This is a genomic window from Thermococcus sp. LS1 (assembly GCF_012027395.1).
Classification (GTDB): Archaea; Methanobacteriota_B; Thermococci; order Thermococcales; family Thermococcaceae; genus Thermococcus.
On the sequence record NZ_SNUJ01000002.1, the window covers coordinates 1 to 26,295 of the forward strand.

35 protein-coding genes are annotated in these 26,295 nt (G+C 53.4%); 28 read left to right on the plus strand and 7 right to left on the minus strand.

Annotated elements, in window-relative coordinates:
- Positions 1–118 precede the first annotated feature (118 nt).
- Genes E3E26_RS04390 through mobA form a run of 12 tightly spaced genes read left to right on the plus strand, consistent with a single transcriptional unit; the run spans position 119 to position 6,943 of the window.
- On the plus strand, positions 119–736 hold the full coding sequence (locus tag E3E26_RS04390; RefSeq protein WP_167900174.1) for an NADH-quinone oxidoreductase subunit I: 618 nt from the start codon (positions 119–121) through the stop codon (positions 734–736).
- Entirely contained in the window at positions 733–1,533 is an 801-nt protein-coding gene (locus tag E3E26_RS04395) for an NADH-quinone oxidoreductase subunit B family protein (RefSeq protein ID WP_012571232.1), read from the plus strand. Before E3E26_RS04390 ends, E3E26_RS04395 begins: the two co-directional genes overlap by 4 nt.
- Positions 1,523–1,789 carry a hypothetical protein gene (locus E3E26_RS04400; protein ID WP_167900175.1) on the plus strand — a complete coding sequence of 89 codons (267 nt, stop codon included), beginning with the start codon at positions 1,523–1,525 and terminating at the stop codon, positions 1,787–1,789. The genes E3E26_RS04395 and E3E26_RS04400 overlap by 11 nt, the downstream gene beginning before the upstream one ends.
- Before the next feature lie 4 nt (positions 1,790–1,793).
- Positions 1,794–2,078: a monovalent cation/H+ antiporter complex subunit F gene (locus E3E26_RS04405; protein WP_167900176.1), complete on the plus strand. Its 285-nt coding sequence runs from the start codon at positions 1,794–1,796 to the stop codon at positions 2,076–2,078.
- The gene (gene mnhG, locus E3E26_RS04410; RefSeq protein WP_167900177.1) at positions 2,075–2,431 is read left to right on the plus strand and encodes a monovalent cation/H(+) antiporter subunit G; all 357 of its coding nucleotides are present in this window, start codon (positions 2,075–2,077) and stop codon (positions 2,429–2,431) included. Before E3E26_RS04405 ends, mnhG begins: the two co-directional genes overlap by 4 nt.
- Entirely contained in the window at positions 2,424–2,678 is a 255-nt protein-coding gene (locus tag E3E26_RS04415) for a hydrogenase subunit MbhD domain-containing protein (protein ID WP_167730531.1), read from the plus strand. The genes mnhG and E3E26_RS04415 overlap by 8 nt, the downstream gene beginning before the upstream one ends.
- Entirely contained in the window at positions 2,679–3,452 is a 774-nt protein-coding gene (locus E3E26_RS04420) for an MnhB domain-containing protein (RefSeq protein ID WP_167900178.1), read from the plus strand.
- Positions 3,449–3,841: a sodium:proton antiporter gene (locus E3E26_RS04425; RefSeq protein WP_167900179.1), complete on the plus strand. Its 393-nt coding sequence runs from the start codon at positions 3,449–3,451 to the stop codon at positions 3,839–3,841. Before E3E26_RS04420 ends, E3E26_RS04425 begins: the two co-directional genes overlap by 4 nt.
- The gene (locus E3E26_RS04430; protein WP_167900180.1) at positions 3,838–4,323 is read left to right on the plus strand and encodes a Na+/H+ antiporter subunit E; all 486 of its coding nucleotides are present in this window, start codon (positions 3,838–3,840) and stop codon (positions 4,321–4,323) included. The genes E3E26_RS04425 and E3E26_RS04430 overlap by 4 nt, the downstream gene beginning before the upstream one ends.
- A gap of 10 nt (positions 4,324–4,333) precedes the next feature.
- Positions 4,334–5,899, plus strand: coding sequence for a proton-conducting transporter membrane subunit (locus E3E26_RS04435; protein WP_167900181.1), 1,566 nt, complete (start codon positions 4,334–4,336; stop codon positions 5,897–5,899).
- Between the two features lie 25 nt (positions 5,900–5,924).
- Positions 5,925–6,365 (plus strand): nucleotidyltransferase, encoded by a 441-nt coding sequence (locus tag E3E26_RS04440; protein WP_167900182.1) that lies wholly within the window; start codon positions 5,925–5,927, stop codon positions 6,363–6,365.
- The gene (mobA, locus tag E3E26_RS04445) at positions 6,362–6,943 is read left to right on the plus strand and encodes a molybdenum cofactor guanylyltransferase MobA (RefSeq protein WP_167900183.1); all 582 of its coding nucleotides are present in this window, start codon (positions 6,362–6,364) and stop codon (positions 6,941–6,943) included. Before E3E26_RS04440 ends, mobA begins: the two co-directional genes overlap by 4 nt.
- Here the strand turns inward: mobA and E3E26_RS04450 are convergent.
- The 4 genes from E3E26_RS04450 to hypA are packed head-to-tail and all read right to left on the minus strand — an operon-like array spanning position 6,924 to position 8,822.
- The gene (locus E3E26_RS04450; RefSeq protein ID WP_167900184.1) at positions 6,924–7,157 is read right to left on the minus strand and encodes a hypothetical protein; all 234 of its coding nucleotides are present in this window, start codon (positions 7,155–7,157) and stop codon (positions 6,924–6,926) included. The genes mobA and E3E26_RS04450 overlap by 20 nt on opposite strands.
- Positions 7,158–7,634 (minus strand): hydrogenase 3 maturation endopeptidase HyCI, encoded by a 477-nt coding sequence (locus E3E26_RS04455; protein WP_167900185.1) that lies wholly within the window; start codon positions 7,632–7,634, stop codon positions 7,158–7,160.
- A gap of 25 nt (positions 7,635–7,659) precedes the next feature.
- On the minus strand, positions 7,660–8,406 hold the full coding sequence (locus E3E26_RS04460) for an Mrp/NBP35 family ATP-binding protein (RefSeq protein ID WP_167900186.1): 747 nt from the start codon (positions 8,404–8,406) through the stop codon (positions 7,660–7,662).
- Positions 8,403–8,822 (minus strand): hydrogenase nickel incorporation protein HypA, encoded by a 420-nt coding sequence (gene hypA / locus E3E26_RS04465; RefSeq protein WP_167900187.1) that lies wholly within the window; start codon positions 8,820–8,822, stop codon positions 8,403–8,405. The genes E3E26_RS04460 and hypA overlap by 4 nt, the downstream gene beginning before the upstream one ends.
- Before the next feature lie 151 nt (positions 8,823–8,973).
- Here hypA and E3E26_RS04470 point away from each other — a divergent pair, with 151 nt between their 5' ends.
- On the plus strand, positions 8,974–9,861 hold the full coding sequence (locus E3E26_RS04470) for a cation diffusion facilitator family transporter (protein WP_167900188.1): 888 nt from the start codon (positions 8,974–8,976) through the stop codon (positions 9,859–9,861).
- A gap of 337 nt (positions 9,862–10,198) precedes the next feature.
- On the opposite strand, the gene tdt is transcribed toward E3E26_RS04470, so the two are convergent.
- Together tdt and E3E26_RS04480 are read right to left on the minus strand one after the other, a co-directional pair.
- A complete protein-coding gene (tdt, locus tag E3E26_RS04475; RefSeq protein WP_167900189.1) occupies positions 10,199–11,224 on the minus strand; it encodes a tellurite-resistance/dicarboxylate transporter in 1,026 nt (341 codons plus the stop codon).
- Positions 11,225–11,282: 58 nt separating this feature from the next.
- On the minus strand, positions 11,283–11,657 hold the full coding sequence (locus E3E26_RS04480) for a NifB/NifX family molybdenum-iron cluster-binding protein (RefSeq protein ID WP_167900190.1): 375 nt from the start codon (positions 11,655–11,657) through the stop codon (positions 11,283–11,285).
- A 119-nt stretch (positions 11,658–11,776) separates the two neighbouring features.
- On the opposite strand from E3E26_RS04480, the gene E3E26_RS04485 reads away from it, so the two are divergent.
- From E3E26_RS04485 to E3E26_RS04500, 4 genes are read left to right on the plus strand one after another with little or no spacing between them, the layout of a single operon-like run.
- Complete coding sequence (locus E3E26_RS04485) at positions 11,777–12,475, plus strand: FmdE family protein (protein ID WP_167900191.1); 699 nt, start codon at positions 11,777–11,779, stop codon at positions 12,473–12,475.
- Between the two features lies 1 nt (position 12,476).
- Positions 12,477–13,613, plus strand: coding sequence for an iron ABC transporter substrate-binding protein (locus E3E26_RS04490; protein ID WP_167900192.1), 1,137 nt, complete (start codon positions 12,477–12,479; stop codon positions 13,611–13,613).
- Positions 13,614–13,618: 5 nt separating this feature from the next.
- Complete coding sequence (locus E3E26_RS04495; protein ID WP_167900684.1) at positions 13,619–14,653, plus strand: iron ABC transporter permease; 1,035 nt, start codon at positions 13,619–13,621, stop codon at positions 14,651–14,653.
- Positions 14,650–15,426, plus strand: coding sequence for an ABC transporter ATP-binding protein (locus tag E3E26_RS04500; protein ID WP_167900193.1), 777 nt, complete (start codon positions 14,650–14,652; stop codon positions 15,424–15,426). The genes E3E26_RS04495 and E3E26_RS04500 overlap by 4 nt, the downstream gene beginning before the upstream one ends.
- Here E3E26_RS04500 and E3E26_RS04505 read toward each other — a convergent pair.
- Positions 15,394–16,353, minus strand: a complete 960-nt coding sequence (locus E3E26_RS04505) for a tetratricopeptide repeat protein (RefSeq protein ID WP_167900194.1) — start codon at positions 16,351–16,353, stop codon at positions 15,394–15,396. The genes E3E26_RS04500 and E3E26_RS04505 overlap by 33 nt on opposite strands.
- 89 nt (positions 16,354–16,442) lie before the next feature.
- Between E3E26_RS04505 and E3E26_RS04510 the strand changes: the two genes are divergently transcribed.
- From E3E26_RS04510 to E3E26_RS04560, 11 genes are all read left to right on the plus strand, one after another.
- Complete coding sequence (locus E3E26_RS04510; protein ID WP_167900195.1) at positions 16,443–17,378, plus strand: ribonuclease Z; 936 nt, start codon at positions 16,443–16,445, stop codon at positions 17,376–17,378.
- Complete coding sequence (locus E3E26_RS04515) at positions 17,375–18,076, plus strand: TraB domain-containing protein (RefSeq protein ID WP_167900196.1); 702 nt, start codon at positions 17,375–17,377, stop codon at positions 18,074–18,076. The genes E3E26_RS04510 and E3E26_RS04515 overlap by 4 nt, the downstream gene beginning before the upstream one ends.
- Before the next feature lie 5 nt (positions 18,077–18,081).
- Entirely contained in the window at positions 18,082–18,258 is a 177-nt protein-coding gene (locus E3E26_RS04520) for a zinc ribbon domain-containing protein (protein WP_238516413.1), read from the plus strand.
- 49 nt (positions 18,259–18,307) lie between these two features.
- The gene (locus E3E26_RS04525; RefSeq protein WP_167900197.1) at positions 18,308–18,487 is read left to right on the plus strand and encodes a KH domain-containing protein; all 180 of its coding nucleotides are present in this window, start codon (positions 18,308–18,310) and stop codon (positions 18,485–18,487) included.
- On the plus strand, positions 18,484–19,080 hold the full coding sequence (locus E3E26_RS04530) for a site-2 protease family protein (RefSeq protein ID WP_167900198.1): 597 nt from the start codon (positions 18,484–18,486) through the stop codon (positions 19,078–19,080). Before E3E26_RS04525 ends, E3E26_RS04530 begins: the two co-directional genes overlap by 4 nt.
- A 65-nt stretch (positions 19,081–19,145) precedes the next feature.
- Complete coding sequence (gene pgiA / locus E3E26_RS04535) at positions 19,146–19,715, plus strand: glucose-6-phosphate isomerase (protein ID WP_167900199.1); 570 nt, start codon at positions 19,146–19,148, stop codon at positions 19,713–19,715.
- 74 nt (positions 19,716–19,789) lie between these two features.
- Positions 19,790–21,151 (plus strand): ADP-specific glucokinase, encoded by a 1,362-nt coding sequence (locus E3E26_RS04540; RefSeq protein ID WP_167900685.1) that lies wholly within the window; start codon positions 19,790–19,792, stop codon positions 21,149–21,151.
- Positions 21,152–21,226: 75 nt separating this feature from the next.
- A complete protein-coding gene (locus tag E3E26_RS04545; RefSeq protein WP_167900200.1) occupies positions 21,227–22,609 on the plus strand; it encodes a mannose-1-phosphate guanylyltransferase/mannose-6-phosphate isomerase in 1,383 nt (460 codons plus the stop codon).
- Positions 22,610–22,611: 2 nt separating this feature from the next.
- Positions 22,612–23,016: a hypothetical protein gene (locus E3E26_RS04550; RefSeq protein ID WP_167900201.1), complete on the plus strand. Its 405-nt coding sequence runs from the start codon at positions 22,612–22,614 to the stop codon at positions 23,014–23,016.
- A 10-nt stretch (positions 23,017–23,026) separates the two neighbouring features.
- Positions 23,027–23,902 carry a DMT family transporter gene (locus E3E26_RS04555; protein WP_167900202.1) on the plus strand — a complete coding sequence of 292 codons (876 nt, stop codon included), beginning with the start codon at positions 23,027–23,029 and terminating at the stop codon, positions 23,900–23,902.
- A gap of 4 nt (positions 23,903–23,906) precedes the next feature.
- A complete protein-coding gene (locus E3E26_RS04560; protein WP_167900203.1) occupies positions 23,907–26,288 on the plus strand; it encodes a hypothetical protein in 2,382 nt (793 codons plus the stop codon).
- Positions 26,289–26,295 lie beyond the last annotated feature (7 nt).

Sequence of the window (26,295 nt, forward strand, 5' to 3'; positions counted from 1 at the left end):
CGTGCTACTCCTGTACGGAGAGGGTCCAGATAGTGGACGTTGAGACCGGAAAGGCCCAGACCCTGAACGAGCAGCAGTTCAACATGCTCTCAATACAGAAGGGCAAGGAGGTGGCCTGATGGCCCAGGCGATTTCATTCACCGACAGGCTCAAGTTCTGGAAGCGGCCCGAGGAGGACGTTAAGAAGGCTCCCGTCACGACTCCTTATCCTTTTGTTGATATCGAAAAGCCGCCGGAATACAGGGGCATACCCCACATAGACCCCAACCTCTGCATTGGCTGTGGTGCCTGTGTTAGGGCCTGTCCACCAGACGCGCTCACGATAGAGTGGGACTTCGAGAACGGGAGGAAGAGAATCGTCTTCAACGCCGCGCGCTGCATAAGGTGCCACCGCTGCGTCGAGGTCTGTCCAACCGGTGCGATGCAGGGCACAACGAGGTTTGAGATAGCGACGCCGAACAAGGAGGACCTCATCGAGGTTGTTGACCACAAGCTCTACAGATGCCCGCGCTGTGGGCGGTACGAGGAGTTCACCGAGAGGCAGATACAGAAGATGTTCCAGATTCTGCCGAAGGAAGTCATTGACCAGCACGGCATAGCTGAGAGGGCTTTTCTCTGCAGGGAGTGCAGGATGGAGGAAAGCGCCAAGACCTTAGCGGTTCAAGGGCCCTATGCGGATAGCCTTCTCCTTTCCCTCTATCCGAGAGGCTCAAAGGTGATGGGTGAGAGGAGATGAGCGGGTTGAAGTCCGTTTGGGTCTTCCACGTTGACAGTGGGAGTTGCAACGGCTGCGACATAGAGATACTCGACGTGCTCACGCCCTACTACGACGCCGAGAGGCTCGGAATAAAGCTCGTGCCGAGTCCAAGACATGCCGATGCCCTCCTCGTTTCAGGCCCACTCACGAGGCAGACTTACTACGCTGTCAAAGCCGCCTACGAGGCGATGCCGCCGAAGCCGAGGATAGTTGTGGCCATAGGCACCTGCGCGTCCAGCGGGGGTATATTCTACAACGGTTACCCAATCTACAACCCGAACCCGGAGAGGGGAAGCGACAGGCTCAGGACGGGCGGAATAGAGGTTCTTTTAGCGGAGTACGGGAAAAAGCCCGACATGTACATACCAGGATGCCCGCCGAGTCCGGAGGAGATACTCTACGGACTGGCTCAGCTCCTCGGCCTGAAGGAGAAGAAGATGAAGGGCGAGTACTACTATGCAGACGAGATTGAGTTCGTTCTTCCAGAGAGACCGATTGAGGAGAGGATTTACCTGACGCTCAGAGAATCCCTGAGGCGCGTCGTGGGGTACTTCGACAGGGAGAAGGTTCTCGAGGACTTCATGGCCCTTGTGGAGAAGGCCCAGGAGAGCGAGAACCCGAGGGAGAGGCTCCACGAGCTGGTCATCGGCTACTTCCTGAGGGAGAAGGACTCCCGTGTGAAGTTCGCGATAAGGTTCCTCGAAAACGAGTACTGGAGGTTGAAGGATGCCTACGAAAAGAGGCACCTGGCACTTGTTAAAGCTGGTGTACGTTAATCCACCTTACGTCTCGAAGGCGATGGCGCACTTCGCCGGCGACATGGCCGTGTTAGAGGAAATAGGAACGCTAAATGAGAAAACCGTCGAGATAATCAAGGAGAGCCTCGGGGCAAAGGGAAACGAGATAGACCTGTCTATAAGCGACCTGATACTGATACCAGTGGAAAGGCTGCCCGAAGACGATAGGAAGCTCCTCTTAAAGGTCGCCCAGGAGCTTGGGGCGGACGCCAAGCTCAAGATAGTGAGGAGGTGAGGGTATGAGCCTTGAGTCCCAGTTCTTCCTGCTGATGAAGTTTGTGATACCGGTTTATCTGCTGGCTTTCATCATCTATGCCGTCAGAGCCTTCAAGGGGCCAACGATAGCGGATATAATCCTCGCCGTTGACTGTCTCTCCTTCGATGTGGCAGCGTTCATGGCCATCCTTGCGGTTTACTTCAAGAGCGTTTACTTAGTGAGCGGGGCGATAATTCTGGCACTGTGGGGCTATCTGCTGGATATCTACATCGCCAAGCACCTGGTGAGCAAGGAGGTGGGAGCATGAGCGTTCTGTTCTACATAGGAGCGCTTCTGATAGTCATAGGCGCCCTCTGCGATTTCTTCGGGGCGTTGGGATTACTCCGCTTCCCGAACTTCTACGTTAGGCTGCACGCTGCGACCGTGGGCATCATCGGCGGTGCAGCGGTTCCGCTCTTCGGCGTTGCCCTGCTTGCCCTTGGCGCTGACTTCCTGCCCAACAGGTACGCCATAGCGGGGGCGAGCTTCATCACCGGGGTGATAGTGCTCCTTGCCTCACCCGCTGGAAGCCACGCTTTGGCATACGCCGCCCACAGGGCCAAGCTCGTGGAGTGGGAGCCCAAAGTGGACCACCTCGGGGAGGTGAGAGAGAGTGATTGAAGTTCACCTGCTCATCCTCAGCCTCGCCCTCATCCTGGGATTCATAGCCAGCTATCTAGCGGTTATGGAGAGGGATCTGCTTAAGGCAGTGGGCTTTTCCTCCGTCCAGGCCATAGCCTACGCCATAGCCTTCTACATCCTAATGGCACCGGACATAGTTCTCGCCTACATAGCGATAGCCGTGGGAATATACTCTGCCCTGCTGATATTCGCCATCAGCAAGACCGAGAGGTATGAGGTGGTGTGAATGAGGGGCAAGGGCCTCATCACGGCGGTTATAATCCTGACCTTCGCCGCGCTCATGACTTACGCTGTTGTCTCCCTCCAGGTCTTCGGTGAGAGTACCGGAGTTAGACCCCTTGGCGAGTTTTACCTTAAAAATAGCTATTTCGGGGATTACTCTGCCAGGAGTCCTGAAGTTGTTACCTCAATCCTCTGGGACTACCGTGGCATTGATACGCTTTTCGAGACCGCGGTGTTCTTCCTCGCAATAATAGGCAGCCTAACCGTCTTCAGGCTCACCAGGGAGCAGGAGAAAGAAGTCAAGAATGTTGAAAGCGCTCCAACCGAGCTGACGCCAATAGTAAAGGACGTTACTAAAGTCATCGTCGTCATGATCCTTGCCGTCTCAGCCTCGATTGCTCTGCACGGTCACTTAACGCCCGGAGGAGGCTTCCAGGGCGGTTCAGCATTGGCTGTGGCACCACTCCTCATAATAGCGGCATACTCAAAATACACTCTGGAAGGCCACGGCATGGACAAAACCAGGGCTTTAATCCTTCGTTCCATCGGACTGCTTGGCATAGCTCTGGTTGCTCTGGTTCCGCTCCTCAGCGACGGCTTCATCATGCAGAACCAGCCAATATTCCCGGCTGAGATTGGAGGCCAGCTTATCGGTGGTTCCCTAATCTACTACAACTTCTTCGAGTTCCTGGCTGTTGGCGCTGGATTCACGGCGGTATTCCTCCTCCTGAGCATACCAGAGGAGAAGTTCAAGAAAATCCTGGGGGTGAAGAAATGAGCACTTCAGAGTTCCTGTGGGCTTACCTCTGGGTCGTCTTACTGCTCACGCTGGCGGTATCGCTGTACGGCATAATCGCTAGGCCGAACATGCTGAAGAAAATCATATCCCTCACGATACTCGGCGATGCCGTCAACGTCATGGTCGTTCTCATAGGCTACCGCCTCACCTATCCAATCGCCCCACCGATACTGCCATCGCTCTCAAAGGAAGCGTTGGAAGGGTTCGTGAGCTCTGCCGTTGATCCACTTCCGCAGGCGCTCGTCATAACCGCCGTCGTCATAGGAATGGCGGTGAACATGCTCCTCGCGGTGCTGGCGATACAGCTCTACCGCCTCTACGGCACGCTCGACGTGAGGGAGATAGCGAAGAGGGGTGGTGAGGAATGAGGGGGGTCATTCCAACGGCCCTGCTCGCGTTCATCACGTACATAATCTTCACTGGTTCAAGCAGTCCCTACGACCTGTTCACTGGAGCGGTTGTGGCAATAGGAGTGGGGCTGCTGATGGGGAAATACGTTGTTCAGAATGATGCCAAGGCCATAAATCCAGTGAGGTGGCTGTGGGGACTCGCCTACTTCCTCTGGTATATGCTCGTGGCAGAGACGAAGTCCCACATAGACGTCATAATCAGGATTATCACCGGCAACTACAACCCCGGAATAGTGAAGGTGCCTATTGGTGTCGAGACGAGCTACGCCAAGACCCTCGTGGCGAACTCGATAACCAACACCCCTGGAACGGTCGTAGTAGACATGGACGAGAACTACCTCTACGTGAACTGGATTGACGTGACGACTCTGGACCCTGAGAAGGCTAAGGGAGAAATCTCGGCGGACTTTGAGAGGTTCGCGAAGAGAATATTCGAGTGAGGTGAGAGGCATGGATGTGGTCGGACTGACACCAATCATTCCAGTACTGTTTGCCTTTGGACTTCCCCTCACGTCGATTATTATCAAGGGCAACAGGAAGATAATCCAAGCGTATGCCCTATTGGGAACAGGTTTAACTTTAATCAGTGCCTTTAAGCTCTTCCAGCTGGCCTACTCTTCGGATAAGCCCCTGATTTACACCTTTGGTAAGTGGGTGGCTCCAATAGGCATAATCTACGAGGTTGACAGGACTGGCGCTCTCATAACCCTGGTTACTGCTGCGCTGATGTTCCTGATTGCGATTTACAGCTACCGCTACCTGGAGCACGAGGAGGGCTTAGAGTGGTACTACACGCTCTACCTCGGCCTTGAGGCAGGTTTACTCGGCGTTCTCCTCACGGGCGACGCCTTCAACCTCTTCGTCATGATAGAAGTCACAAGCATCGCAGCGTATGCCCTCGTGGCGTTCTACAGGGGAAGGAGGGATGCCGTGCACGCTGCCCTTAAGTACGCATTCATAGGCGCCATAGGAACCACCATGTACTTCCTCGCGCTTGGAATACTCTACGGCGCCTTCGGCACGGTTAATCTTGCCGATTTGACGGCAAAGGTTCACGGAATGGACTTCCCTCTAACTGGTGCTCCAGTTGGGGATATCGTGGTTGCCTCGGGTGTTGCCTTGGCCTTGGCAACCTGGGCGTTCCTCATAAAGGCCGCAATAGTCCCGAACCACTTCTGGCTTCCAGAAGCGCACCCAGCAGCGCCGAGTCCAATCTCGGCCGTACTCTCTGGATTAGTCGTCAACGTCGGTGTCTACTCACTCATCAGGTTCCTCTACACCGTCTACGGCGGCGAACTCGCGCCGGGCTTGGCGAAAGTAGTTGGTACCCTTGGAACGGTGCTCATTGCCCTCGGTGCAGTCTCGGCACTCTTCGGTGCCCTTATGATGAACGTCCAGCGCGACGTGAAGAAGCTCATTGCTTACTCCACGATAATGCACATGGGCTACCTGTTCATGGCCGTTGGCCTCGGCACCCAGCTTGGACTCCAGGCGGCACTTTTCCATATCATTAACCATGCCATCGCCAAGGCCCTCCTCTTCCTCGCCGCTGGGATGTTCATCCACGCCGCTGGCTCCAGGGACATCGGCGATTTGACCGGTCTTGGCAGGCAGATGCCAGTCGCCACCTTCAGCCTGGCAATAGCAACGCTGAGCCTCGTGGGGATCCCACCGCTCAACGTCTTCTTCAGCAAGTTACTGCTCTTCGATGCGCTGATGGAGAGGAGCCTTGCCCTGGCAATGGTCATAGTCGTCAGCTCAGTTATTGCGCTCGTTGCTTACATGCGCGTCCTCTACAGAGTATGGCTTGGCAAGCCGTCCAGAGAAGTGGTAGTGGGAGAATCTATGAGCATGGCATTCGTGGTGCTCCTGCTGGCGGCTGCGGTTGTTGTGATAGGCCTCGCCGCGCCGGTGATACTCCAGCACTACATCGAACCTGCCGCGGCCCAGACGATGGACTACAGGCTTTACATCCAGACCGCCCTGGAGTATGCGTCAAGATTAAAACTCCTCTAACCTCTCAATTTTTGGAGGTGTTGGAATGAGCATTGAGGCGGCAAAGCAGAGTCTTCTTCAGCGGATAAGGGAATTCTACGGCGACAATCTGCTCTCCGTGGTCTTCTACGGGGCACATCTGAAGGGAGGGCTTGATGAGATTGATGTGCTGGTTATAATCGATGAACCCTACGACCCGGTCAAGATCAACCGGGTGGCGGACTTTATAGAAAACATCAAGGAGCCCGTTGAGGAGGAATACGGCCACTTCATAGCCTTTGAGCTCTACACGAGGGAAGAGGCGGAGAACTTCCACTCGTCCTTCCTCGACGTTGCCAAGGCCCACGAGATTGCCTACGACAGGGACAACTACTTCCAGAACCTGCTCAGAGAGATGCTAAATCCGAAGAAGACTATGGAGTACGTGAAGTACATAAGCACCATCGAGTACATCCCAGTGGATGAGGAGAAAAGGGAGGAGCAATGATAGGAGCAGTTTTGGCCGGGGGGAGGGGCAGACGCTTCGGCGGCAATAAGCTGCTCTTCAGGATAGACGGGAAGCCGCTTGTTCTTTACGCCGTCGAAGCCCTTGAAGCCACCAAAGAAATAGATGGGATCGTCCTTGTGGCTTCTCCCGAGAATGCAGAACGTCTGAAAAAGTTCGGCTACGAGGTCATCGTTGACGAGCTGATGGTCGGTCCCATAGGCGGCATCTACACTGCATTGAGCCTCGATGATGCCTTCGTGGTGGCTGGCGACATGCCCCTGATAGTCCCAGAATTCGTTGATTACATAATTCGTGAATTCAGGAAAAGTGGGAAAGCAGTCTGCGTTCCGCGCTGGAGTAATGGATACATAGAACCCCTCCACGCGGCTTACTCTGAGGGATTCAGAAAAATCCTTGAGGAACAGATTAAGAGCGGAGACTACATGATAAGGAAAGCCATAGAGAGAGTCGACACCTGCTACCTGCCGATAGAGGAGCTTCCGGAGAGGTGGCGCGAGAGCTTCTTCAACGTGAACAGGAAGGAGGATTTAAGGAAGCTTACCCATGCCTCTTTCTAATCCACCACTTCTTTGCCTCGGGCAGGTAGATTATCCCTGCAGCTGCAACGAACACCAGTCCAACAATGAACCATCCCCAGTACCACGCGAGGAAGCCGATGCCGAGAAACAGGTCTTTTAGGGTCTCGTATCGGCTCTCCTCTGCTCTGATATCAAGAACGAAGGCCAAGAGTGAGAGGACACCTGCAATCATCCACAGGATGTTCCAGTCCATTCATTCGCCCCCGTTAAGCGAATCTGCAATCGCCTGTGCCAGCATCTCAGCCCTCTCTCTTATCACCTCGCTCGGCTCCTCGAAAAGACCGAGCGAGCGTGGCTGGCAGCCTATGAGGACGAACTTTGCATTTACTCTCGTTTTGAGGTACTGGACTAAGAATTTGAGGGGCAGACTATGGGTCGAAACAGCCTCACCGAGTGTTCCCTCTGGATCGGCGACTACGAGCTCTCCGTGCTCCCCACCGAAGTCAACGGCATCGACGAAGATAACCAGATCAGGCTTGAACTCTGCTATCTTTCCGGTGTAGCTCTCGGGCACTTCACCGCAGTTGATGACTAAGACGTTCGGGCTTTTGACAAGCTCCGCCAGTATCTCCGCCACAAAGACACCAAAGGCGTCGTCTCCCCTAAGTTCGTTCCCTATGCCGCAGATAACGATACGTTTAGCGTTCTGGAAGAGTTCTTCGAGCTCCATAGTCCCACCCCAAAATAAAGTAAGATTAAAGCTTCCCCGCAACTTCCCTTATCCTCTCTGCAAACTCCGTCCTGAGGAGTTCCTCGGGCTTCCCTATTTTCTCCTCAAGGTCGTCGTAGAGCGGGATGCCGGCCAGGTAGGGCAAGCTGAACTCCTCTGCAAGGGCCTCTATGTCCTTCTCATCGCCCCGTTGCTCCGAATGGAGTTTCATGTTCTCGACGATACCGAGAACCTTGTAGTCCCTCTCCTTCAGGAGGGTGAGGAGCTTCCTGACGATGTTGAGGGAGAGCTTTGAAGGTGTTGCCACAACCAGGAACTCGCCCCTCTTAAGGAAGCGAAGGACATCGAGGAACTGGTCGCCGAGGCCCGGCGGCATGTCGATGATGAGGTAGTCCAGCTCGTCCCAGCGGGTTATAGTGAGGAGCTCAATGAGCGCATCGCTTATCTCCATGCCCCTCATGGGTGTTGGTTTATCCTCCGAGTAGTAGACGATGCTCATGAACTTTATTCCGTGAACCGTCGGCGGGACGACGCCTTTGTCCTCCTCAGGGAAGTCCTCCGGCTCGAAGCCGAGGATTACGTGGTCGCTCGCGCCGTGGAAGTCGAGGTCGAGGAGGCCGACCTTATAGCCCTTCTCCGCTAGAACGAGGGCGAGCGTTGTTGAAACCAGCGACTTTCCAACGCCGCCCTTGCCACTGACGACGGGAATGATGCGCTTCACATTTTCAAGGCGAGCCTCTATGCCCTTGACGCGGGGATCTATGGCTATCATGCATCTCCCTCCTTCTCGATTTTTATCCCGCTTATGTAAACTCCCCTACCCTGTACGACTTCGAAGTCCCTGCTGCCGCACTTCGGACAGGCCAAGAAGGCGTGAACTACCTCAGGGATGAAGTGGATGTCCTCTTTGATGCGCTCATCGAAGCTTCCCTTCACTTCCTTGAGCTTCCACTCGTGACCGCAGTCGCGGCACTTGAAGACTGCCTCTTCCTCGACGAACTCTATCTCCGCACCCTCTCCGATGGTGCCCTTGAGAAGCTCCTTCATGGCAAACTCTACTATCTCGGCGTTAACGTCCTGGAGCTCTCCGAGGACTACTTGAATTGCCAGAAGCTTTTTTGCACCTTCTCTTTGAGCGTAGTCGAGGGCGGTTCTAACTATTCCATCAGCCAGAGCCCACTCGTGCATGGTATCACCACCAACTTTTTCAGTGCTATCCTTAAAAAGGGTTGAGTTTTTAACCCTATGTTTATATCTTCCCCTATCCGGGATTAAAACTTCCCAATTCTGGCCTCAAAAGGCTTTTAAGTCTCCAATAAGACCCCTCTCAGGGAGAGAAATGGGACACCACCACTCCCACGGGGCCATGAAATCCCGTATGGTCTTCTCCATAATCCTGAACTTTGTCATTACGATAGCTGAGGTCATAGGTGGAATTCTTTCCGGAAGTTTAGCTCTCCTGAGCGACTCGCTCCACAACTTCAGCGACGCTATGAGCCTCCTGGCGAGCTACATAGCGATAAGAATCGGCGAGCGTGAAAAGAACGAGAAGTACACCTTCGGCTACAAGAGGGCTGAGATACTCGTCGCCTTTGTCAACTCTGCCGTCCTCGTCGGCGTTGCCCTCTTCCTGCTCGTGGAGGCCTACAAGCGCTTCAGGGATCCCAATCCAATAGACACGGGCCTCATGCTTGTGGTGGCAGTTATTGGACTTCTGGCAAACCTTCTCTCCGTTCTCCTCCTCCACGAGCACGCCCACGAGAGCATCAACGTTCGCTCCGCTTACCTTCATCTTGTGAGCGACACGCTGTCTTCGGTGGCTGTGGTGGCCGGCGGTCTGGCCATAAGATACTACGACCTCGTCTGGATAGACCCCCTTGTCACCGTGTTCATCTCCCTCTACATCCTCCGCGAGGGCTATGAGATACTTAAGGAGAGCGTCGAGGTTCTCATGGAGGCATCGCCCGAACTCGACTTCGATGCAATAAAGGCAGAAATCGAGTCGATCCCTGGCGTTAAAAATGCTCACCACTTCCATGCATGGCGCATTGGAGAGAAGGAGATACACTTCGAGTGCCACGTCGAGGTTAACGACATGCCCGTGAGCGAAGCTCAGCGCATAATCGACGAGGTCGAGGAGAGGCTGAGGAAATACGGCGTGACCCATGTAACGGTCCAGCTCGAAGTGAACCGCTGCGGTGATGACGGCGTGATATGCAGGAGTTAAGCGTTTCCTTGCCTTCGGGCTGTGCTTGGACCATTTCCTTTCTCTTCTTGAGAAGGTATGCAAAGGTCGCTATCCCGAGGATGGACTCGACTCACCTGTACCGTAAACAGCTCCGAGGAGCATGAGCCTGAGGTGGCCCCTTCCCCACCTCATCCAGGCCTCTCTCACGAGAAGAACGTCACCACCGTAGTATGCCCAGAGGAAAGGAACGCCAATGGATTGATGGCATCCAGAGGGGGAGTGAAGCCGCTGAGCACCTCGGCGAAAAAGGGTGAAAGCAGGGAAAGTGCGAGCGCCACTTTGGTTCTCCATGTTTCTGAACTTGGGAGGGAACTACTTATACCTTGTCTCCTGGCTTGGGGCTGGAAAGTACGTGCACGATAGTTTTAATCCCCGTGATGAGCCACATCGCTAGGAGCAGCCAGTACAGGGCGAAGCCAAAGTTAACGGTTGCACCTATTCCGAACGTCGTCCCAACGTTGTATATGGCACTCACGTAGGCTCCAAAGGGGAATATGAAGGCCCACCAGGCCAGGCTGTATGGCAGGTTGAGCTTTCTGATGTAGTGGAGGGTCAGTAGGACTGCCATGATGAACCACCAGACGCCGAAGCCCCAGAAGAACAGGCCGAAAGTTAAGAGCGGTTCCTTGACGGTTATGAAGTCGGAAGCTTTAACGAGGGCGTAGAGGGTTGAGGTTCCAGCCCCTATCGGACCGAGGTTTATCCATATTGAGGGCGCTATGCCGCAGGGCATCGGCTCGTGGGTTATGAGTCTGTACATCACGATGGCGAAGAGTGCTAAATACAGGAAGAACCCAGCGCCCCAGGCGAAGTAGTCGATGAAGGCCATAACTTCTCTCGCAGTTCCAGAGGCGAGCGTCATGAGCTTCGCCCCGCTTATCGGGATGACTATCAGCCCCACCGGCGGAATGAACCAGGCGGGTGTTATGGCCTTGGTATCTACGCCTTCGCTCGTGAAGACAAGGTATGGAATCAGCAGGGCGAAGAATATCGTCAGCGGTGTCCCGGCGAGCCAGAAGGCCCATGCCACACTTGTATTCCCGAGGATTGTGAGGTAGTCCGCGGAGAGCACGAGCATTGCAATGGCTATCGTCCCGTAGAAATTGCCGAGGACTGGATGGTGCAGATCCGCCAGAGCGTTCTCCCTGTATTTGATCCATCTGAGAACCCACGGAATCAGCAGAACGAAGAAGAGGACGGTGTTAAGATAAACGAGGAACTCGGCGAAACTTTCGAGGATTGGGAGCTTTGAGGAGTAAGCTTTGCTTACCAGCGCCAAAGCTCCTGTGCCCATGACGCTCGCGAACCAGCTTGGGGCGAAGTCTTTCACGTTCAGTCTCATGCCATCACCAAAATAGATGAAAAAAATTTCATATATAAACCTTGCCGTAACTGAAAGTTCAGAACTCGTGCTGTCCGAAATCGCCTTTGCTTCTCCAGTTGGAGTCTACTTTCAGCGTTCCCCTTAGGAAGGCCTCCACGAGGTCGTTCACCCTTCCACTTGCGCCTGTGACGACCTCTATTCCCATGGCGTTGAAGTAGGCGATGGCCCTCCTCCCCATGCCGTAGGCAAGGACGACTTTTCCCCCGTGCTCCTTAATAAAGGCGGGCAGGTCGCCAGGCTCATGGTCCTTAAAGGGTACCTCTACAACCTCTGAACCTTTGACTTCTCCGTCTTCAATGTCAATGAAAACGAAGTATCTGGCCCTTCCGAAGTGCTCGCAGACCTCGCTCTCAAGGCCGCTATCGTCCTTTATCGGCACGGCTATCCTCATGGTATCACCACTAATCCATGAAAACTCATTCATTAAAAACCTGCCGCAATCAAAGGTTGATAACACCCGGGTTCAAAAATGATTAAAAGCGTGTTACCTTCACTGTCGTTGGTGATACCATGCTCGCGCTCAACCGTCTCGTGGAGGAGAAGGATACAGAGAAAATCCTTGAATACGCCCGCGAGTTTCACGGCCATATCTGTCCATACCTCGCCCTCGGAATAAGGGCTTCACTGATAGCGATGGAGGAACTAGGCGTCGGAAGGCTTGACTATTCTGGAAGCGTCGATGAGTCCATTCTTGCCATAGTCGAGGTCAACAGCTGCTTTACTGACGGCGTCCAGGTAGCTACAGGCTGCACGCTGGGAAATAACTCCCTGATATACATCGACCTCGGCAAGACCGCCCTGACTCTCGTCAAGCGCTCCACATGGGAGGGCGTTAGGGTCTACGCCGATGCTGAGAAGCTGAGGAAATATTATCCACCGGGCACGACCGAGCTCTTCAATAAGGTCGTTAAGGAACGGAAAGGAACCCCGGAAGAGCGGAGGCGCCTCTGGGAGCTCTGGGAATCGATTGCTAAAACCATGCTTTACCTGCCAAAAGAAGAGTTCAAAATCGAGCGCGTCAAGGTTCCGCCAATCGAACAGGCGCCAATAGTTGAGAGCGTCCGCTGCTCCCGCTGTGGCGAGCTGGTCATGTCCACGAGGATCGTTTACATCAACGAGGAGCCCCTCTGCATGAGATGCGCTCATGAGAAGTATCACGCCATCATCGGCAGAGGCATAGTCGAGGTCAACGGCTTTAGGGGGTGCTGAAATGAGGAAGGTTCTGGCTCTGCTTCTCGTTCTGCTGGTTGTCTCTGTAAGCGGGTGCATAGGCACGACGGAAAATCCAACCAATACTGCCACTACAGAGACCGGTTCGGCTTACGTAACTGTGACGGATCTGCTCGGAAGAACCGTTGAGGTTCCGGCTCATGTCACCAAGGTTGTAGCCGCTGGACCCGGAGCTTTGAGGCTGATGGTCTATCTCAACGCTAGCGACATGGTGATTGGAGTCGAGGACTTCGAGAAGCGCTACAACTACGGCAGGCCCTACATAATAGCCCATCCCGAGCTCAAGGAGCTGCCCACCATAGGGCCAGGTGGCCCCGGAAAGCTTCCCGATTTGGAAGCACTGGTTAAGCTCAAACCTGACGTGATATTCATCACCTACGTTGACGCCAAGACCGCTGACGACATCCAAGAGAAGACAGGCGTCCCAGTTGTAGTCCTCAGCTACGGCCAGTTGGCTACCTTCGACGACGAGGAGCTCTTTAAGTCCCTCGAGCTGGCAGGTAAAATCCTCGGAAAGGAGAAGCGCGCGGAGGAGGTTATAAACTTTATCAAATCCATCCAGGACGACCTCATGAAGCGCACCGAGAACGTTGAGAGTCCAGCTGTTTACGTCGGTGGAATAGGCTACAAGGGAGCACACGGCATAGAGAGCACCGAAGCCAAATATCCACCTTTTGTGGTTGTTCACGCCAAGAACGTCGCTGATGAGCTCGGTGACGGGCACACATTCATCGACAAGGAGCAGCTCCTTGAGTGGAACCCAGACTACATCTTCATCGATGAGGGCGGCCTTAAGCTCGTCCTCGATGACTACCAGAAAGACCCGGATTTCTACAACTCCCTTAAGGCCGTCAGAGAGGGCAACGTCTACGGAATCCTTCCGTACAATTTCTACACCACCAACATCGGAACCGCTTTAGCGGACGCCTACTTCATCGGAAAAGTCCTCTATCCAGAGCGCTTTGAAGACATAGACCCCGCCGAGAAGGCCGACGAGATATACACCTTCCTTCTCGGGAAGCCCGTCTACAGCGTCATGGCCGAGAAGTTCGGTGGTTTCGGAAAGATCGACCTCGCCAACGGAACCGTTAAGTACTCACTGCCTACTTCACCGTGATGGCCATGGACTACGAGGGCTACGTTGCCAAAAAGCTGCTCGTTGGCCTTTCCCTCTTTCTTCTTCTCGTCCTCGTTAGCATGTACTCCCTCGCCCATGGTGCCTACAGCCTCACGATTGGAGAGGTGATGAATGCTCTTCTCGGTGGTGGGAGCGGGAGCGCCCATCTCGTCGTCTGGAACATCCGCCTGCCGAGAATCGTTGCTGCTATTCTTGTGGGGGCTTCTCTGGCCATAGCCGGAGCGGTCATGCAGGGCTTCCTCAGGAACCCTCTCGCCACTCCGTTCACGATAGGCGTTTCACACGGGGCGATGTTTGGCGCCTCCCTGGCGATACTCCTCGGAGCGGGCTACGCGGAAAGCTCGGGCAGGATTTCGCTCAGCAATCCCTACGCGGTGGTTATCTTCGCCTTTCTCGGGGCGATAAGTGCTACCGCGGTTATCCTTGCCCTCGCCAAACTCAAAGGCCTCAGTCCTGAGGCCATAATTCTCGCCGGAGTGGCCATGAGCTCCCTCTTTGTGGCCCTAACGACACTCGTCCAATACTTCGCCGACGAGCTCCAGCTGGCTGCAATGGTCTACTGGAGCTTCGGCGATCTTGGCAGGGCGACGTGGAGGGAAGATGGAATAATGTTTGCCGTTTTCATTCCGGTTTTCCTATACTTCGTTATCAAGCGCTGGGACCTTAACGCCTCGGCGATGGGAGATGATGTTGCAAAGTCGGTCGGTGTAGAGGTCGAGAGGGTCAGGCTTATCTCGACGTTTTTGGCTGCACTGATAACGGCAATCAGCGTGGCCTTCGTTGGGGTAATAGGCTTCGTCGGCTTAATAGCTCCCCACGCCATCAGGCTTATCGTCGGCGGTGACTACCGCTTCCTCATTCCCCTTTCTGCTCTAACCGGGGCTCTACTCCTCCTCGCGGCGGATACAGTTGCGAGGCTGGCTTTCTCACCGATGATCCTGCCCGTTGGCGTTGTAACCTCCTTCCTCGGTGCGCCGACATTCATATACCTCCTCATAAGGATGGAGGGGCGGCGATGAAGGCAGTAAAAGTCAGAAACCTGCGTTTCACCTACAACGGCTCCGAGGTGCTGAGGGGAATAGACCTCGAGGTCGAGGAGGGCGAGTTCATAGCAATCCTCGGACCGAACGGCGCTGGAAAGAGCACGCTCCTGAGATGCATCGCGGGAATCCTTCACTGTGAGGGTGTTGAGGTTCTGGAGAGACCCATCGGGAGCTATCCCAGAAACGAGCTCGCCAGGGTTTTAGCATATGTTCCCCAGAGATGCGAACCTGGCTTTATGACTGTCTTTGACACGGTTCTCCTCGGCAGGAGGCCTTACATGGGGCTGCGGCCCTCGAAGAGGGATATTGAGGTTGTGAGGAAAACCCTCGAAAAGCTCGGTATATCTCACCTCGCCCTGAAGCCGACCAACAGACTGAGCGGCGGCGAGCTGCAGAAAGTCAGTATAGCGAGAGCGTTAGCTCAGGAGCCGAGAATCCTCATGATGGACGAGCCGACCAATAACCTCGACCTGAAGAGCCAGCTCGAGGTGATGGAGATAGCCCGGGATTTCGCGCTCTCGGGAGGAACTTCTATAGTCGTTATGCACGACGTCAACTTAGCCCTTCGCTTCGCCGAGCGCTTCGTCTTCATGAAGAATGGAGAAATAATAGCCGACGGTGGGAGGAAAATCCTCAAGCCAGAGCTCTTCGAAGAGGTCTACGGCGTAAAAGTTGAGGTGGAAGAAATAAGGGGAATCCCAGTGGTCGTTCCCCTCTCACATCTCGGCCTCTCCGAGGAATTCAAGTAAGTCAAGCAGTCTTCTGTCTTTGACCTTCTCGATGACTTTTCTGGCCTCTTCCATGTCAACCTTGCCATCCTTGTAGAGGGCTATGGCCTTAACACCTTCGAAGAACTCCTTGAGCTCCGGCAGAGCGTTGGCGAACATGTCCATGTGGAGATAAACAGTCTCGAAGTCATCCTCGAGCATCAGCTGCCAGATGACGTCGATGAGCGCGTCGAATGCCACGTCGTAGTACTCTGTACCCCTGGCCCTCAACAGGGCGTAGAGGCACTCCTGCAGGGCGGCATCATAGTTCTCGTCGTCCTCGAATATCTCCTCGTAGGAGAGGTGTATCTCGGCCAGGAGTTTGTTGTTGCCCATAGCTTTGGGGATGACCTCCGCGAGCATGGCCTTGGCCCTGTAAGGCTCCCCCATCTCGAAGGTTACGTATGCCCTGTAGACCGCTATGTGGAGAATCTCCTCCTCATTTCCGAGCTCTCTGTAAATCTCCGCGGCCTTTTCCATGAGCTCGATTGCCTTCTCGTACTCCTGGAGCTCCTCGTGGATGAGGGCCATGTTGTAGTAGATCTTTGCTATGTTCTCTTTATTGCCTTTCTCGGTCTCTTCCTCCAGGAGAGCCCTGTAGAGGTCGAGGCTCTTCTCAAGCTCGCCAAGAAGGTAGTAGAGGTCAGCAAGCTGGAATTTGGCTTCGAAGGTGTCTTCCTCCTCGGCCATCTTCTCGAACTCGCTTATCTTATCCACACCGAGCAGCTCGTGGAAGTAGTAAACGATGAGCTTGTAGAGTTCGGGGTCCTTACACTCAAGGGCGAGCTTTTCAGCTTTTTCGAGGACCTCCGTGAGCTCCTCATCGCTCAGCCCGTCCACCTTGTAGTAGAGGAGGTTCGCCACTTTTTTGCAGTCCTTCTCCTCAATTGCCTTTAGAATTTCCTCCATCTCGGTACACCTCAAAAATTAGTTTGCCCAGACCTATTTAACGGTTTGGCCACTGCTAACTTTTTAACCTCTCCCGCGGAGATAAAACCATGCTTGAAGTGATATTTCTCGGCACCGGCGGCATAATGCCTAACCGCGAGAGGAACGTCCCGGCCATAGCGCTCCGCTACAAAGGTGAGATTATCCTCTTCGATGTTGGAGAAGGCACGATGAGGCAGATGAGCACTGCCAAGCTCAGCCCCATGAAAGTCGAGAAGATATTCATCACGCACTTCCACGGCGACCACTACCTCGGCTTGGCTGCACTGATACAGACTATGAATCTCTGGGACAGGGAAAAGCCCCTCCATATCTACGGGCCGAAGTACACCTCCCAGTTCATCCAGAATTTCCTCAACAGCGGCTTCTTCAGGCCCGGCTTTGATATACACGTCCATGAGATAGGTGAGGTAAGGCTCAAGTTTAGCGATTACGAAATCTGGAGCTTCAAAGTTGAGCATGGAATTCCGGCTCTGGGCTATGTCTTCAAGGAAAAGGATAAGCGAGGGAAGTTCCTCCCTGAGAAGCTCGCAGAATACGGCCTGAGTGAGGGACCTATTCTGGGGAAGCTTGAGAAGCAGGGTCAAATCGAGTGGAACGGCCGAATAATCCGCCTGGAGGACGTTACCGGACCGAGGAGGAAGGGTGTTAAGGTGGTTTACACCGGCGATACCGAGCCGTGCGAGAGGGTGAGGCTCTTCGCCGAAAACGCCGACCTGCTCATCCACGAGGCGACCTATCTGAGGGCGGAGGATAGGGGGGAGGGCTACCACACCACTGTTGGTGAGGCCTGTGAGATAGCCAAAAAGGCCAAAGTGAAGCTTCTGGCACTCTTCCACAGGGCGTTCCGCTATACTTATGACGAATACGTGGCAAAGGCGAGGGAATTGTGCGATGTCCCCTTTGTAGTCCCTAAGGACTTCGACGTTCTGACTTTCAAATCCGGACGCTGGGAGATGAGAAACCTTCTGGAGGATTGGCAATGAGCTACCTGCGCTACGTCAAGCTTATCGGGACCATGCATGTCTCCCCAAAGAGTAGAGAGGAGGTAATAAGTACCATCCTCTCTGAGAAACCTCATGCAGTTGCGATAGAGCTCGACAGGGCCCGCTTTCTGGCAATGAGGCAGAACAGAGAGCTGACGCTGGAGGAATCCTTCCGCTACGGAAAGAGAGGGCTTATAAACTATGTTCTGGCTAAGGTCGAGGAGAAGCTTGGAGAAGAGTTCGGCATGAAGCCGGGAGAGGAAATGAAGGCCGCGATAAGCGCCGCCCAAACCCTCGGCGTCCCGTTATACCTCATCGACGAGGACATCAACGTCATCTTAGCGAAGATAGCCGCGGCCCCATCGCGCGAGAAGCTCCTGATGGCGCTTGAGGCTTTGAGCGTCTTTTTGCCTGTTGGGGTCTCTGGGAGCTCTCCCGATGTTATGGCAGACTACAAAGTTATGATGATACAGTTCAGGCAGCGTTACCCATATCTCTACCGCGTTCTTGTGGAAGAGCGCAACGAAGTCATGGCGAGAAATCTAATCTCGATCGTCGACTCCCTGAAGGCTCAAGGCGTTAAGAAGCCGAAGGTTGTGGCGGTAGTTGGCCTCGGCCACAAACCAGGCATAGAGCATCTGCTAAACTCTGCAAAGGAAAAAGCATTTATATCTTCAAGTTGGAACTACTATCGGTGATCGACATGGAACACAGGCACCTTAAATGTCCCCTCTGCGGAGGGACAGATTTCAAAGTTGAGGAAGGAAAGCTCGACAGCAAGTGGGGCTTTACTGCCCATAAAGTCAAGATAGTCATCTGCAAGAACTGCGGCTATGTGATGATGTTCTACAAAGGAAGAACCATCTGGGACTTCGACTGATTTCGTTACTTTTATATTTGGAACCGCTGAGCATTCTTGGGGATTCACCATGAAGGACAGGCTGGAGAAGATGCTTAACGTTAAGATCTTGGAGGTAGAGGAGCTCGACGACAAGATAGTCGTCTATGTTCCAGAGGATCAGGTAAGGATAGCCGTTGGCAGCGGCGGTGCTGCAGTGAAAGCCGCCGAGCTTGTTATCGGCAAGAAGATTGAGGTGAAAAGTAAATGAATCCCTCCCTCGGGGAGCGTTTCCACCGAAGGGAGCTGGAAGACCTAGCCATCTCTTTCCTCGTCCTCGTCTTGCTATTTTCCAACTTTGACCCCTATAACATCCCCTACGTTGTAGTGGCGGTTCTGACGGCCTTTATATTCCACGAACTCGCTCATAGAAGCATGGCCAGGCGCTACGGCTATGTTGCCTACTATAAGCGGTGGGACACTGGAATAGTGATGGCCCTTCTCTTTGGTATAATCACGAAGCTCTTAACAGGGAGAGTGTGGATATTTGCAGCCCTGGGGGCGGTTTATATCTACGCGCCCTACCAGTACTGGGAGGATAAGGAAGCACATGGAAAGATAAGCCTCGTCGGCCCGCTGATGAACATAGTGGTAGGCATAGTGGCCATAGTCATGATGAGGGCGGTCACGCCGCTCACAACGCCGTGGTGGGTTCTCAGGACAACCGCGAGCGTGAACCTCTGGCTGGCCTTCTTCAACCTCCTTCCAGTTCCTCCGCTCGACGGCTGGAAGGTGCTCCGTTGGAACACCGGTTACTGGGCGATAGCCATAGGTGTGGCCTATCTGCTTAGGGCCTTTATATAACACTCCCAGTGATATAGAAGCGAAAGATTAAATAGGCCTGGAACTACTTTAGAGTGGTGATCAAAATGGAGTACAAAGCCCCGATTGGTGTTAAGATTGACCTTGAAACCGGCGTTATCCCCGGTGCCAAGAAGCTCGTGAGAAGGCTCAGCGACCTCAAGGGATACTTCATCGATGAAGAGGCATACAACGAGCTCCTCAGGGAGGATCCTATTGTTTATGAAGTCTACGCAATAGAGCAGGAGGAGAAGGACGGTGACCTTAACTTTGCCACCACTGTTCTCTACCCGGGTAAGGTCGGAAAGGAATTTTTCTTCACGAAGGGTCACTACCATGCCAAGGCCGACAGGGCGGAGATATACTACGCCATCAAAGGTAGAGGCGGTATGCTTCTCCAGACGCCAGAAGGAAAGGCTGAGTGGGTCCCAATGGAGCCTGGAACGGTCGTCTACGTCCCACCATACTGGGCCCACAGGACGGTGAACACTGGGGATGAGCCATTTATATTCCTGGCGATATATCCGGCCGATGCCGGCCATGACTACGGCTCAATAAAGGAGAAGGGCTTCTCAAAGCTTGTGATTGAGGAGGGCGGTGAAGTTAAGGTTGTTGACAATCCCAAGTGGAAAGCATGAGCCTCTTCTTAATTTTTAACGTTCACCGCAACCCTTATTAACTTTCAGGAGTTACATCACTCCCGGTGATATACATGATGTGGGACGCTCTCTACTCATCGGCTTTTCAGCGCGTCAAGGATAAAATCGGAAAAGTCGGCGGCGTTCTTCTTGCTTACAATACCAACATCGACGCGATAAAGTACCTCGATTCAAAAGATCTTGAGGAGAGGGTGGAGAAGGTTGGAAAGGAAGAGGTTTTCCGATTTTCTGAGGAGCTTCCCGGGAGGATAACGAAGGTTCATCATCTTCTCGGTGGAATCCTCTGGAGTGTTCGGAGGGGAAAGGCCGCCGAACTCTTCGTCGAGAGCTGCACGGTCAGGCTCTACATGAAGAACTGGGGCTGGGACGAACTCAGGATGGGCGGCCAGGTCGGAATAATGGCCAACATCCTCGGTGGTGTTTACGGTGTTCCAGTTATAGCGCACGTTCCGCAGATATCAAAGCTCCAGGCGAACCTGTTCAAGGACGGGCCGATTTATGTGCCGAAGCTCGAGGATGGAAAGCTCAAGCTCCTCCACCCCAGGGAGTTCACCGGCGACGAGGAGAACCTTATCCACTACATCTATGAGTTCCCGCGCGGATTCAAGGTCTTCGACTTCGAGGCCCCGAGGGAGAACCGCTTCATAGGATCCGCTGATGACTACAATCCAAACGTCTACATAAGGCCTGAGTTTAGGGAAGCCTTCGAGGAGATAGCTGGAAAGGCCGAGCTGGCGATAATAAGCGGACTCCAAGCTTTGACGAAGGAGAACTACAAAGAACCCTTTGAAGAGCTTGAGAGGCACCTTGAGGTGCTTGGCGAGAGGGGAATTCCCGTTCACCTGGAGTTCGCCTTCACGCCGGACGAGACCGTCAGAAAGAGACTCGTCGAGATTCTGGGCAAGTTCACGAGCGTTGGCCTGAATGAGGTCGAGCTGGCCTCGATAATGGAGGTTCTTGGCGAGAAAGCCATAGCGGAGAAGCTTCTTGCAAACGACCCTGTTGATCCAATAGCTGTTACGGAGGCCATGCTCAAGCTGGCGGAGAAGACCGGCGTTGAGAGGATACACTTCCACACCTACGGCTATTACTTGGCTTTAACCGCCCACGAAGGAGCTCACGTGCGCGATGCCCTGCTCTTTGCGGCCCTAGCCGCTGCAGCCAGGGCTAAATTTGGTGACGTTAGAGACATAGACGACGTGGTTAAGGCCATGGACGTTCCAGTTAACGAGAAGGCCAGAGCCGTCGAGGGGGCTCTCGTTGGGGAGTATGGCATGGAGGATGGCATTGCTAAAGTCGACGACTACCAGCTCGCATTTGTCCCGACCAAGATAGTCACCAAGCCCAAGAGCACAGTTGGCATTGGTGACACGATTTCCAGTTCCGCCTTCATCGGGGAATTCGCCCTTCGCTGAGTTTTCCTTCTTTCCCCCTAAAGTTAAAAACTTTGAATGCTAAAGGAATTCAGAGCTAAACTAGGGTGGTGCTCAATGAAGACCCTGATTCTTGCCGGTGGTAAGGGGACACGTCTCTGGCCCCTGAGCAGGGAGCTGATGCCAAAGCAGTTCATGAGGATGTTTGATGACTATTCCCTCTTTCAGAAAACGGTTCAGAGGGCGTTGATGTTCTCAAAACCAAACGAAATATTCATCGTGACTAATAAGAAGTACAAGTTTCGTGTCCTTGACGATTTAAGAGAACTCGGCCTGGAGCTCCCAGAAGAGAATCTCCTCCTTGAGCCCGTGGGAAAGAACACCCTCCCCGCCATTTACTGGGGAATAATGAGAATCGAAGAAATCTTCAGAGACTCTATTGTGGCGGTCCTCCCGTCAGATCACCTGATAGAAGCGGATAAGAACTACGAGAAAGCCTTCAAGAGTGCCGAGAGGCTTGCTCATGATTACCTCGTAACCTTTGGGATAAAACCAACGAGGCCGCACACCGGCTATGGCTACATAAAGCCGGGGGAAAGGCTTGAAGATGGCTACCGCGTTGCGGAGTTCAAGGAGAAGCCGGATTTGGAGACTGCCAAACGCTACGTTGAGGAAGGCTATTACTGGAACAGCGGCATGTTTATGTTCGATACTGAGCTCTTCATTGATGAAGTGAAGAAGCTAGCTCCCGAAATCTACTCTGCTTTTGAAGAGGCTGCAACTATCCGGGAAGCCTACGAACGGGTTCGGGATATCTCCGTTGACTACGGGATAATGGAGAAAACCGATAAAGCCGCCGTCGTCCCTCTCAACGTCTACTGGAATGATCTCGGGAGCTTCGACGCTATCTACGAGGTTCTCGAGAAGGACGAAAACGGCAACGCTGTGAAGATACGGGGAAGGAAGGGCTATCACGTCGGCATCGATTCGAGGAACAACCTCATAATGACGGAGCGTTTGACCGCTACAGTTGGTGTCGAGGATTTGATAATCATTGACACTGGCGATGCCCTCCTCGTCGCCCATCGCGGTGATAGTCAGAAAGTCAGGAAGGTTTACAAAAGGCTCAAGGAGAAGGGTGATGAGAGGGTCTTTGTTCATAGAACCGCTTATCGCCCCTGGGGAAGCTACACCATCCTCGAGGAGGGCGAGCGCTACAAGATAAAGCGCCTGACAGTTCTGCCTGGCAAAAAGCTTTCCCTGCAGATGCACTATCACAGGAGCGAGCACTGGGTCGTGGTGAGGGGAACGGCTAAGGTTTTCATTGACGGTGAGGAGATACTCCTCAGACCGGGGGAGAGCACTTTCATTCCCGCGGGCGTAGTTCACAGGCTTGAGAACCCCGGAAAGGTCGTCCTTGAGGTCATTGAAACGCAGATAGGAGAATACCTTGGTGAAGATGATATAGTCCGCTTTGATGACGACTTCGGGAGGGAGTGATTTTGACCGAGAAGGAAAAAGCCAAAAGTTGCGGCGATGGATGGGAAAAGCTCAGCAGTACTGTCTCATCGTTTTCCCTCAGCTTGCTTCCCACGATGCTCTTCATCCTGATAATGTCTTACATCCTCGTAGTTGGTCTTCAAAACGCCGAAATAACATTCACCGTCCAGGGACAGGAGGTTACAGTCAACTACCCTGAGATTCCAGTTCCGATAGATTATTCTGCCATACGGAACGCGGTGATGTACCTCTTCGTCGCCGTTGTGATGGGCCTTCCGGTTCCTTTGCTGCCTGAGGGTAAGAAACTCCTGAAAGCTGCGATTGCACTCGTACAGGCAGGAATTTTCGTTTACGCACTCTACATTTTCGTGTCCATGATAACCCAGTTTGCAAATGCACTAACGTGAGGTGTCGAACGTGGAAACCTGGTTCGTTTTTTCTTTTCTTTCGGCCCTCCTCCTCGCGGTGGGGAACATACTGATGAGAATTGAGTTTGCCAGGGGTAGGGATTTCTGGGACACTCTAATCGAAGCCATGTTCTGGGGACTGATAGTTCTGGTGCCCTTTTCCGTCCATGAGCTCTCCTCAAAGCACTACGCGATAACGCGTGACCAGACGTTGCTTTACTTGATCGTCGGTCTACTTCAGTTTTTCCTCTCCAGGATAGCGTACTTCAAGGCTGTCGAGCTTGGAGGAGCCTCGGTTGCTTCCACAGCCTCCTCAGCCTCCGAGCCGATACTGACGGCTTTTCTGGCTCTCTTGCTTATACATGAGATCATCAGTCCCAAGCTTGCCTTGGGTGCAGTTATAGCGGCCCTCTCAATGCTCCTGCTTCATGTGGAATCCACCAAGTCATTTGTAGGCTCCACGACTGCAGTGCTTCTCGGAATGGGAGCGGGGTCTATAGCGGCTCTTACCGCGGTTATGCTACGTTATCTATCGCTCGCTGAGGAAATGACGTTTCCCATAACAGGGGTACTTATAGGGCAGGGTGCAGCACTCGCTGCCATGCTCTTTCTTAGGGGCTTTCCGTGGAGAACATTCTCGGGATTTTCTCTCTGGAGGGCGGTTGTTTTTGCGGGATTTTCCTTGTCTCTAGCCCATGTAATGCGCTTCGCAGCACTTGGCATCGGTGGTGCAACAGAGGTTACAGTCGTGGTTCTTTCTTATCCTGCAATCATAGTTCTCCTTGGGGCAATTATCAAATCGGCCAGTGAGAACATCACACCTTATAAGGTGGCCGCCGTGATAGGTGTTGTCATAGCTAACGCCCTTGTGGTTTCGGCGGGGTGATAGGATGGAGGGAGAGTTTGAAAAGAGCTTTGAACTTTTTACCCTGATCGACGATACCTTCAGAAACGTGCTCATTGGAATACTAGGCATAATCCTTGCAATTCTTGCCGTGGAACCTTCCCCTCTTGAGGTGACCGGGAGCATACTCTCTATCCTTCCCACCCCCTACTGGGCATCCCTGATTTTGATTTCACTTATTCCCCTTATCTTCATGGCCTCAGGGGTTTACGGTTGGGTGTACGCCCGCCTCCTGGAGAGAACCGGAAAATCTGTTCTAAAGCTCCTTAATGTGTTTGTTGATTTCAGAAACTTCATAAAGGCGCTCATTATTGGGGGTCTCCTTCTCGTCCTCTCTGCGATGGCAGTAAGGTTACTAGACGACGGGACGCTGCTGCTCTTTTACTCCTACATCCTTGTGATTGTTGAAGTCAATCTCTTTGCGTTTTTCATATACTTTATGTACAGGCTCTTCGTTGAAGTTTCAGAGACCCATCTCATTCTACCAAGAGAAAGGCCAGAGGAAATGGAGCACGTCGTAAATCTCTCCCAGAGCCTCAGAAAGGTGAGAAGGCTCAGCAACGAGACGTTTATCGTTTCGGGTCTTATAATAACCCTTCTAGTATCAATGGGAATTGCCTTCTCTTCTATAACCCAGCTTGGCGGCTCCGTGGGGAGTGTGGATTGGTGGTACGTGCCTTTAACGCTGGTTCTCTGGCTACCTTTGGGCCTTTTCGCGGCGTTTTTCATGAAGTCATATGAGCTGGGGGTGGAGTCTTTGGGTAAGCACCTCCTTGACGACTACGACATCGTGATATTCCTGACAGGATTCGAGTATGGAGATATACCGAGGAGCTTTTCCCTAATATCGGCAATAGAAAACGTTTTGAGGAAATTCAAGCCCAAGGAAATCCCAAAGAACACTTACTTCCGGAGCCTTTCAACCGATCGAGTGGCGGCTATGATAGCGGGCGTTGGTCTCGCCGGAAAGGTTCCATACCCCGACAGCGAGATATATGGCGTGGGGAAGAGTGACGATGGAAGGCTGGTTATAGTGGAGAGCTACGATTCACTCGGCGGGATAATGAACCTAATCCCTCCCCTTCTCCTGCCAGAAGAAGCCGCTAAGAAGGGCCTTACGAGTGTCTCCGGATCTCCAGTTCCAATTCTGGGAACGTTTCCCTACGCCCTAAAACTCGCCATCGAAGTTAAAGAAGAGAACGTTGACCTCGAGGGTATTTTTGAGGAGGTGTTCGGTTCCGGACAGGTTGGGTACTCCCCGACAATACTTGCACACGTTCTCGAAGAAGTCCGACAGTCACTCGGCGTGGAAAAGCTTAAGGTGGATGTCAGGTTTGAAGTGAGCGCAGATGCTATACGGGAGGCCGTGAACCACAAGGAGGAGCTTGTCGGGATTATCGTTGACTTCATAAACGACCTAAGGGAGTCCGGCCTTTCCGAGGCGCTTTTCTATTCGGTTTGTCACCCGGACTTCTGCGAGAGAGATAACGAGGACCCCCATGTGGTCCTTCATATCCTTGGATACAACGAGGAGCTTCCCGAAGGAGCGGTCGAGTACCCCCTGCCACTGCTGGTTCCCATCATCTCGGTTCGCGCCCTGGAGAAAATCCTGGGACTCTATGCCCAGAAAAATCCTCCCCATGAGAAAAAGCTCAAGATAGCGGTTGTTGCTTTGGGTTCGATCCAGTCAAACCCCGTTATTCACTACGTTATCGCCCACAACAGGTGGGTAGGAAGGGCGAGGGGAATCTATGACCTCTCGAATCCCTTCGACTGCGAGGAGTTCAGGATGAAGAGATACCGGCAGGGGCTGACGGTCAAGAGCGTTGGGCCGCTCCAGTTCTCTGTAAGTGGTTACGACCCCAAGGTCAGAAAGATAGTGACGGGCTTCGCGTGCGGCAGGGAAACGGAGAACAACTGCTTCCTGGTGGGTATGGTACCTTTCTCGTTCCTCTACTTCCCGTACAGTCCGCTCCACAAGGTAGTCCTTAGGATAAGGGATGCACTGAAGGCCCGCGGGCTTGAGCCTAGGGAAGTCTCAGTGGACTTCTGGACGCTTAGCGGTGCGGGACATCCAGGAGCCATATCGACTATCATAGGTGCCATGATCCTCCCCGGGCTGCTGGAGAGCCTTGAGGGGGCGGTCATGAGGACGGAACTGTTAGATGGCGATGACCCCACTTTCTACATAGTCGCCTTCCCCATCGATAAGACCCTGAGACTCCTCTCAAAGGATGGAAAAGGAACCGCACCCTGCCCCAACTTGGGCTCCATAAACTCCTGCTACACAGTTTTCGAGGAGATGGTTAAGGCTTTGGAGTCTGAGGAGGTTAAGTCGCTTAAGGTCGTTGGAATGAGGGTTGATTGAGGAGGTG

Excerpts from the sequence above, each read along its gene's own strand:
- mnhG (WP_167900177.1), top strand. The coding sequence starts at position 2,075 with ATGAGCGTTCTGTTCTACATAGGAGCGCTTCTGATAGTCATAGGCGCC.
- E3E26_RS04390 (WP_167900174.1), top strand. The coding sequence starts at position 119 with ATGGCCCAGGCGATTTCATTCACCGACAGGCTCAAGTTCTGGAAGCGG.
- E3E26_RS04455 (WP_167900185.1), bottom strand. The coding sequence starts at position 7,634 with ATGGAGCTCGAAGAACTCTTCCAGAACGCTAAACGTATCGTTATCTGC.
- E3E26_RS04525 (WP_167900197.1), top strand. The coding sequence starts at position 18,308 with ATGAAGGACAGGCTGGAGAAGATGCTTAACGTTAAGATCTTGGAGGTA.
- tdt (WP_167900189.1), bottom strand. The coding sequence starts at position 11,224 with ATGAGACTGAACGTGAAAGACTTCGCCCCAAGCTGGTTCGCGAGCGTC.
- E3E26_RS04430 (WP_167900180.1), top strand. The coding sequence starts at position 3,838 with ATGAGGGGGGTCATTCCAACGGCCCTGCTCGCGTTCATCACGTACATA.
- E3E26_RS04420 (WP_167900178.1), top strand. The coding sequence starts at position 2,679 with ATGAGGGGCAAGGGCCTCATCACGGCGGTTATAATCCTGACCTTCGCC.
- E3E26_RS04440 (WP_167900182.1), top strand. The coding sequence starts at position 5,925 with ATGAGCATTGAGGCGGCAAAGCAGAGTCTTCTTCAGCGGATAAGGGAA.
- E3E26_RS04490 (WP_167900192.1), top strand. The coding sequence starts at position 12,477 with ATGAGGAAGGTTCTGGCTCTGCTTCTCGTTCTGCTGGTTGTCTCTGTA.
- E3E26_RS04395 (WP_012571232.1), top strand. The coding sequence starts at position 733 with ATGAGCGGGTTGAAGTCCGTTTGGGTCTTCCACGTTGACAGTGGGAGT.
- E3E26_RS04510 (WP_167900195.1), top strand. The coding sequence starts at position 16,443 with ATGCTTGAAGTGATATTTCTCGGCACCGGCGGCATAATGCCTAACCGC.
- E3E26_RS04405 (WP_167900176.1), top strand. The coding sequence starts at position 1,794 with ATGAGCCTTGAGTCCCAGTTCTTCCTGCTGATGAAGTTTGTGATACCG.
- hypA (WP_167900187.1), bottom strand. The coding sequence starts at position 8,822 with ATGCACGAGTGGGCTCTGGCTGATGGAATAGTTAGAACCGCCCTCGAC.
- E3E26_RS04560 (WP_167900203.1), top strand. The coding sequence starts at position 23,907 with ATGGAGGGAGAGTTTGAAAAGAGCTTTGAACTTTTTACCCTGATCGAC.
- E3E26_RS04485 (WP_167900191.1), top strand. The coding sequence starts at position 11,777 with ATGCTCGCGCTCAACCGTCTCGTGGAGGAGAAGGATACAGAGAAAATC.
- E3E26_RS04495 (WP_167900684.1), top strand. The coding sequence starts at position 13,619 with ATGGACTACGAGGGCTACGTTGCCAAAAAGCTGCTCGTTGGCCTTTCC.
- E3E26_RS04480 (WP_167900190.1), bottom strand. The coding sequence starts at position 11,657 with ATGAGGATAGCCGTGCCGATAAAGGACGATAGCGGCCTTGAGAGCGAG.
- pgiA (WP_167900199.1), top strand. The coding sequence starts at position 19,146 with ATGGAGTACAAAGCCCCGATTGGTGTTAAGATTGACCTTGAAACCGGC.
- E3E26_RS04470 (WP_167900188.1), top strand. The coding sequence starts at position 8,974 with ATGGGACACCACCACTCCCACGGGGCCATGAAATCCCGTATGGTCTTC.
- E3E26_RS04505 (WP_167900194.1), bottom strand. The coding sequence starts at position 16,353 with ATGGAGGAAATTCTAAAGGCAATTGAGGAGAAGGACTGCAAAAAAGTG.
- E3E26_RS04545 (WP_167900200.1), top strand. The coding sequence starts at position 21,227 with ATGAAGACCCTGATTCTTGCCGGTGGTAAGGGGACACGTCTCTGGCCC.
- E3E26_RS04530 (WP_167900198.1), top strand. The coding sequence starts at position 18,484 with ATGAATCCCTCCCTCGGGGAGCGTTTCCACCGAAGGGAGCTGGAAGAC.
- E3E26_RS04540 (WP_167900685.1), top strand. The coding sequence starts at position 19,790 with ATGATGTGGGACGCTCTCTACTCATCGGCTTTTCAGCGCGTCAAGGAT.
- E3E26_RS04500 (WP_167900193.1), top strand. The coding sequence starts at position 14,650 with ATGAAGGCAGTAAAAGTCAGAAACCTGCGTTTCACCTACAACGGCTCC.
- E3E26_RS04425 (WP_167900179.1), top strand. The coding sequence starts at position 3,449 with ATGAGCACTTCAGAGTTCCTGTGGGCTTACCTCTGGGTCGTCTTACTG.
- E3E26_RS04520 (WP_238516413.1), top strand. The coding sequence starts at position 18,082 with ATGGAACACAGGCACCTTAAATGTCCCCTCTGCGGAGGGACAGATTTC.
- E3E26_RS04435 (WP_167900181.1), top strand. The coding sequence starts at position 4,334 with ATGGATGTGGTCGGACTGACACCAATCATTCCAGTACTGTTTGCCTTT.
- E3E26_RS04460 (WP_167900186.1), bottom strand. The coding sequence starts at position 8,406 with ATGATAGCCATAGATCCCCGCGTCAAGGGCATAGAGGCTCGCCTTGAA.
- E3E26_RS04450 (WP_167900184.1), bottom strand. The coding sequence starts at position 7,157 with ATGGACTGGAACATCCTGTGGATGATTGCAGGTGTCCTCTCACTCTTG.
- E3E26_RS04515 (WP_167900196.1), top strand. The coding sequence starts at position 17,375 with ATGAGCTACCTGCGCTACGTCAAGCTTATCGGGACCATGCATGTCTCC.
- mobA (WP_167900183.1), top strand. The coding sequence starts at position 6,362 with ATGATAGGAGCAGTTTTGGCCGGGGGGAGGGGCAGACGCTTCGGCGGC.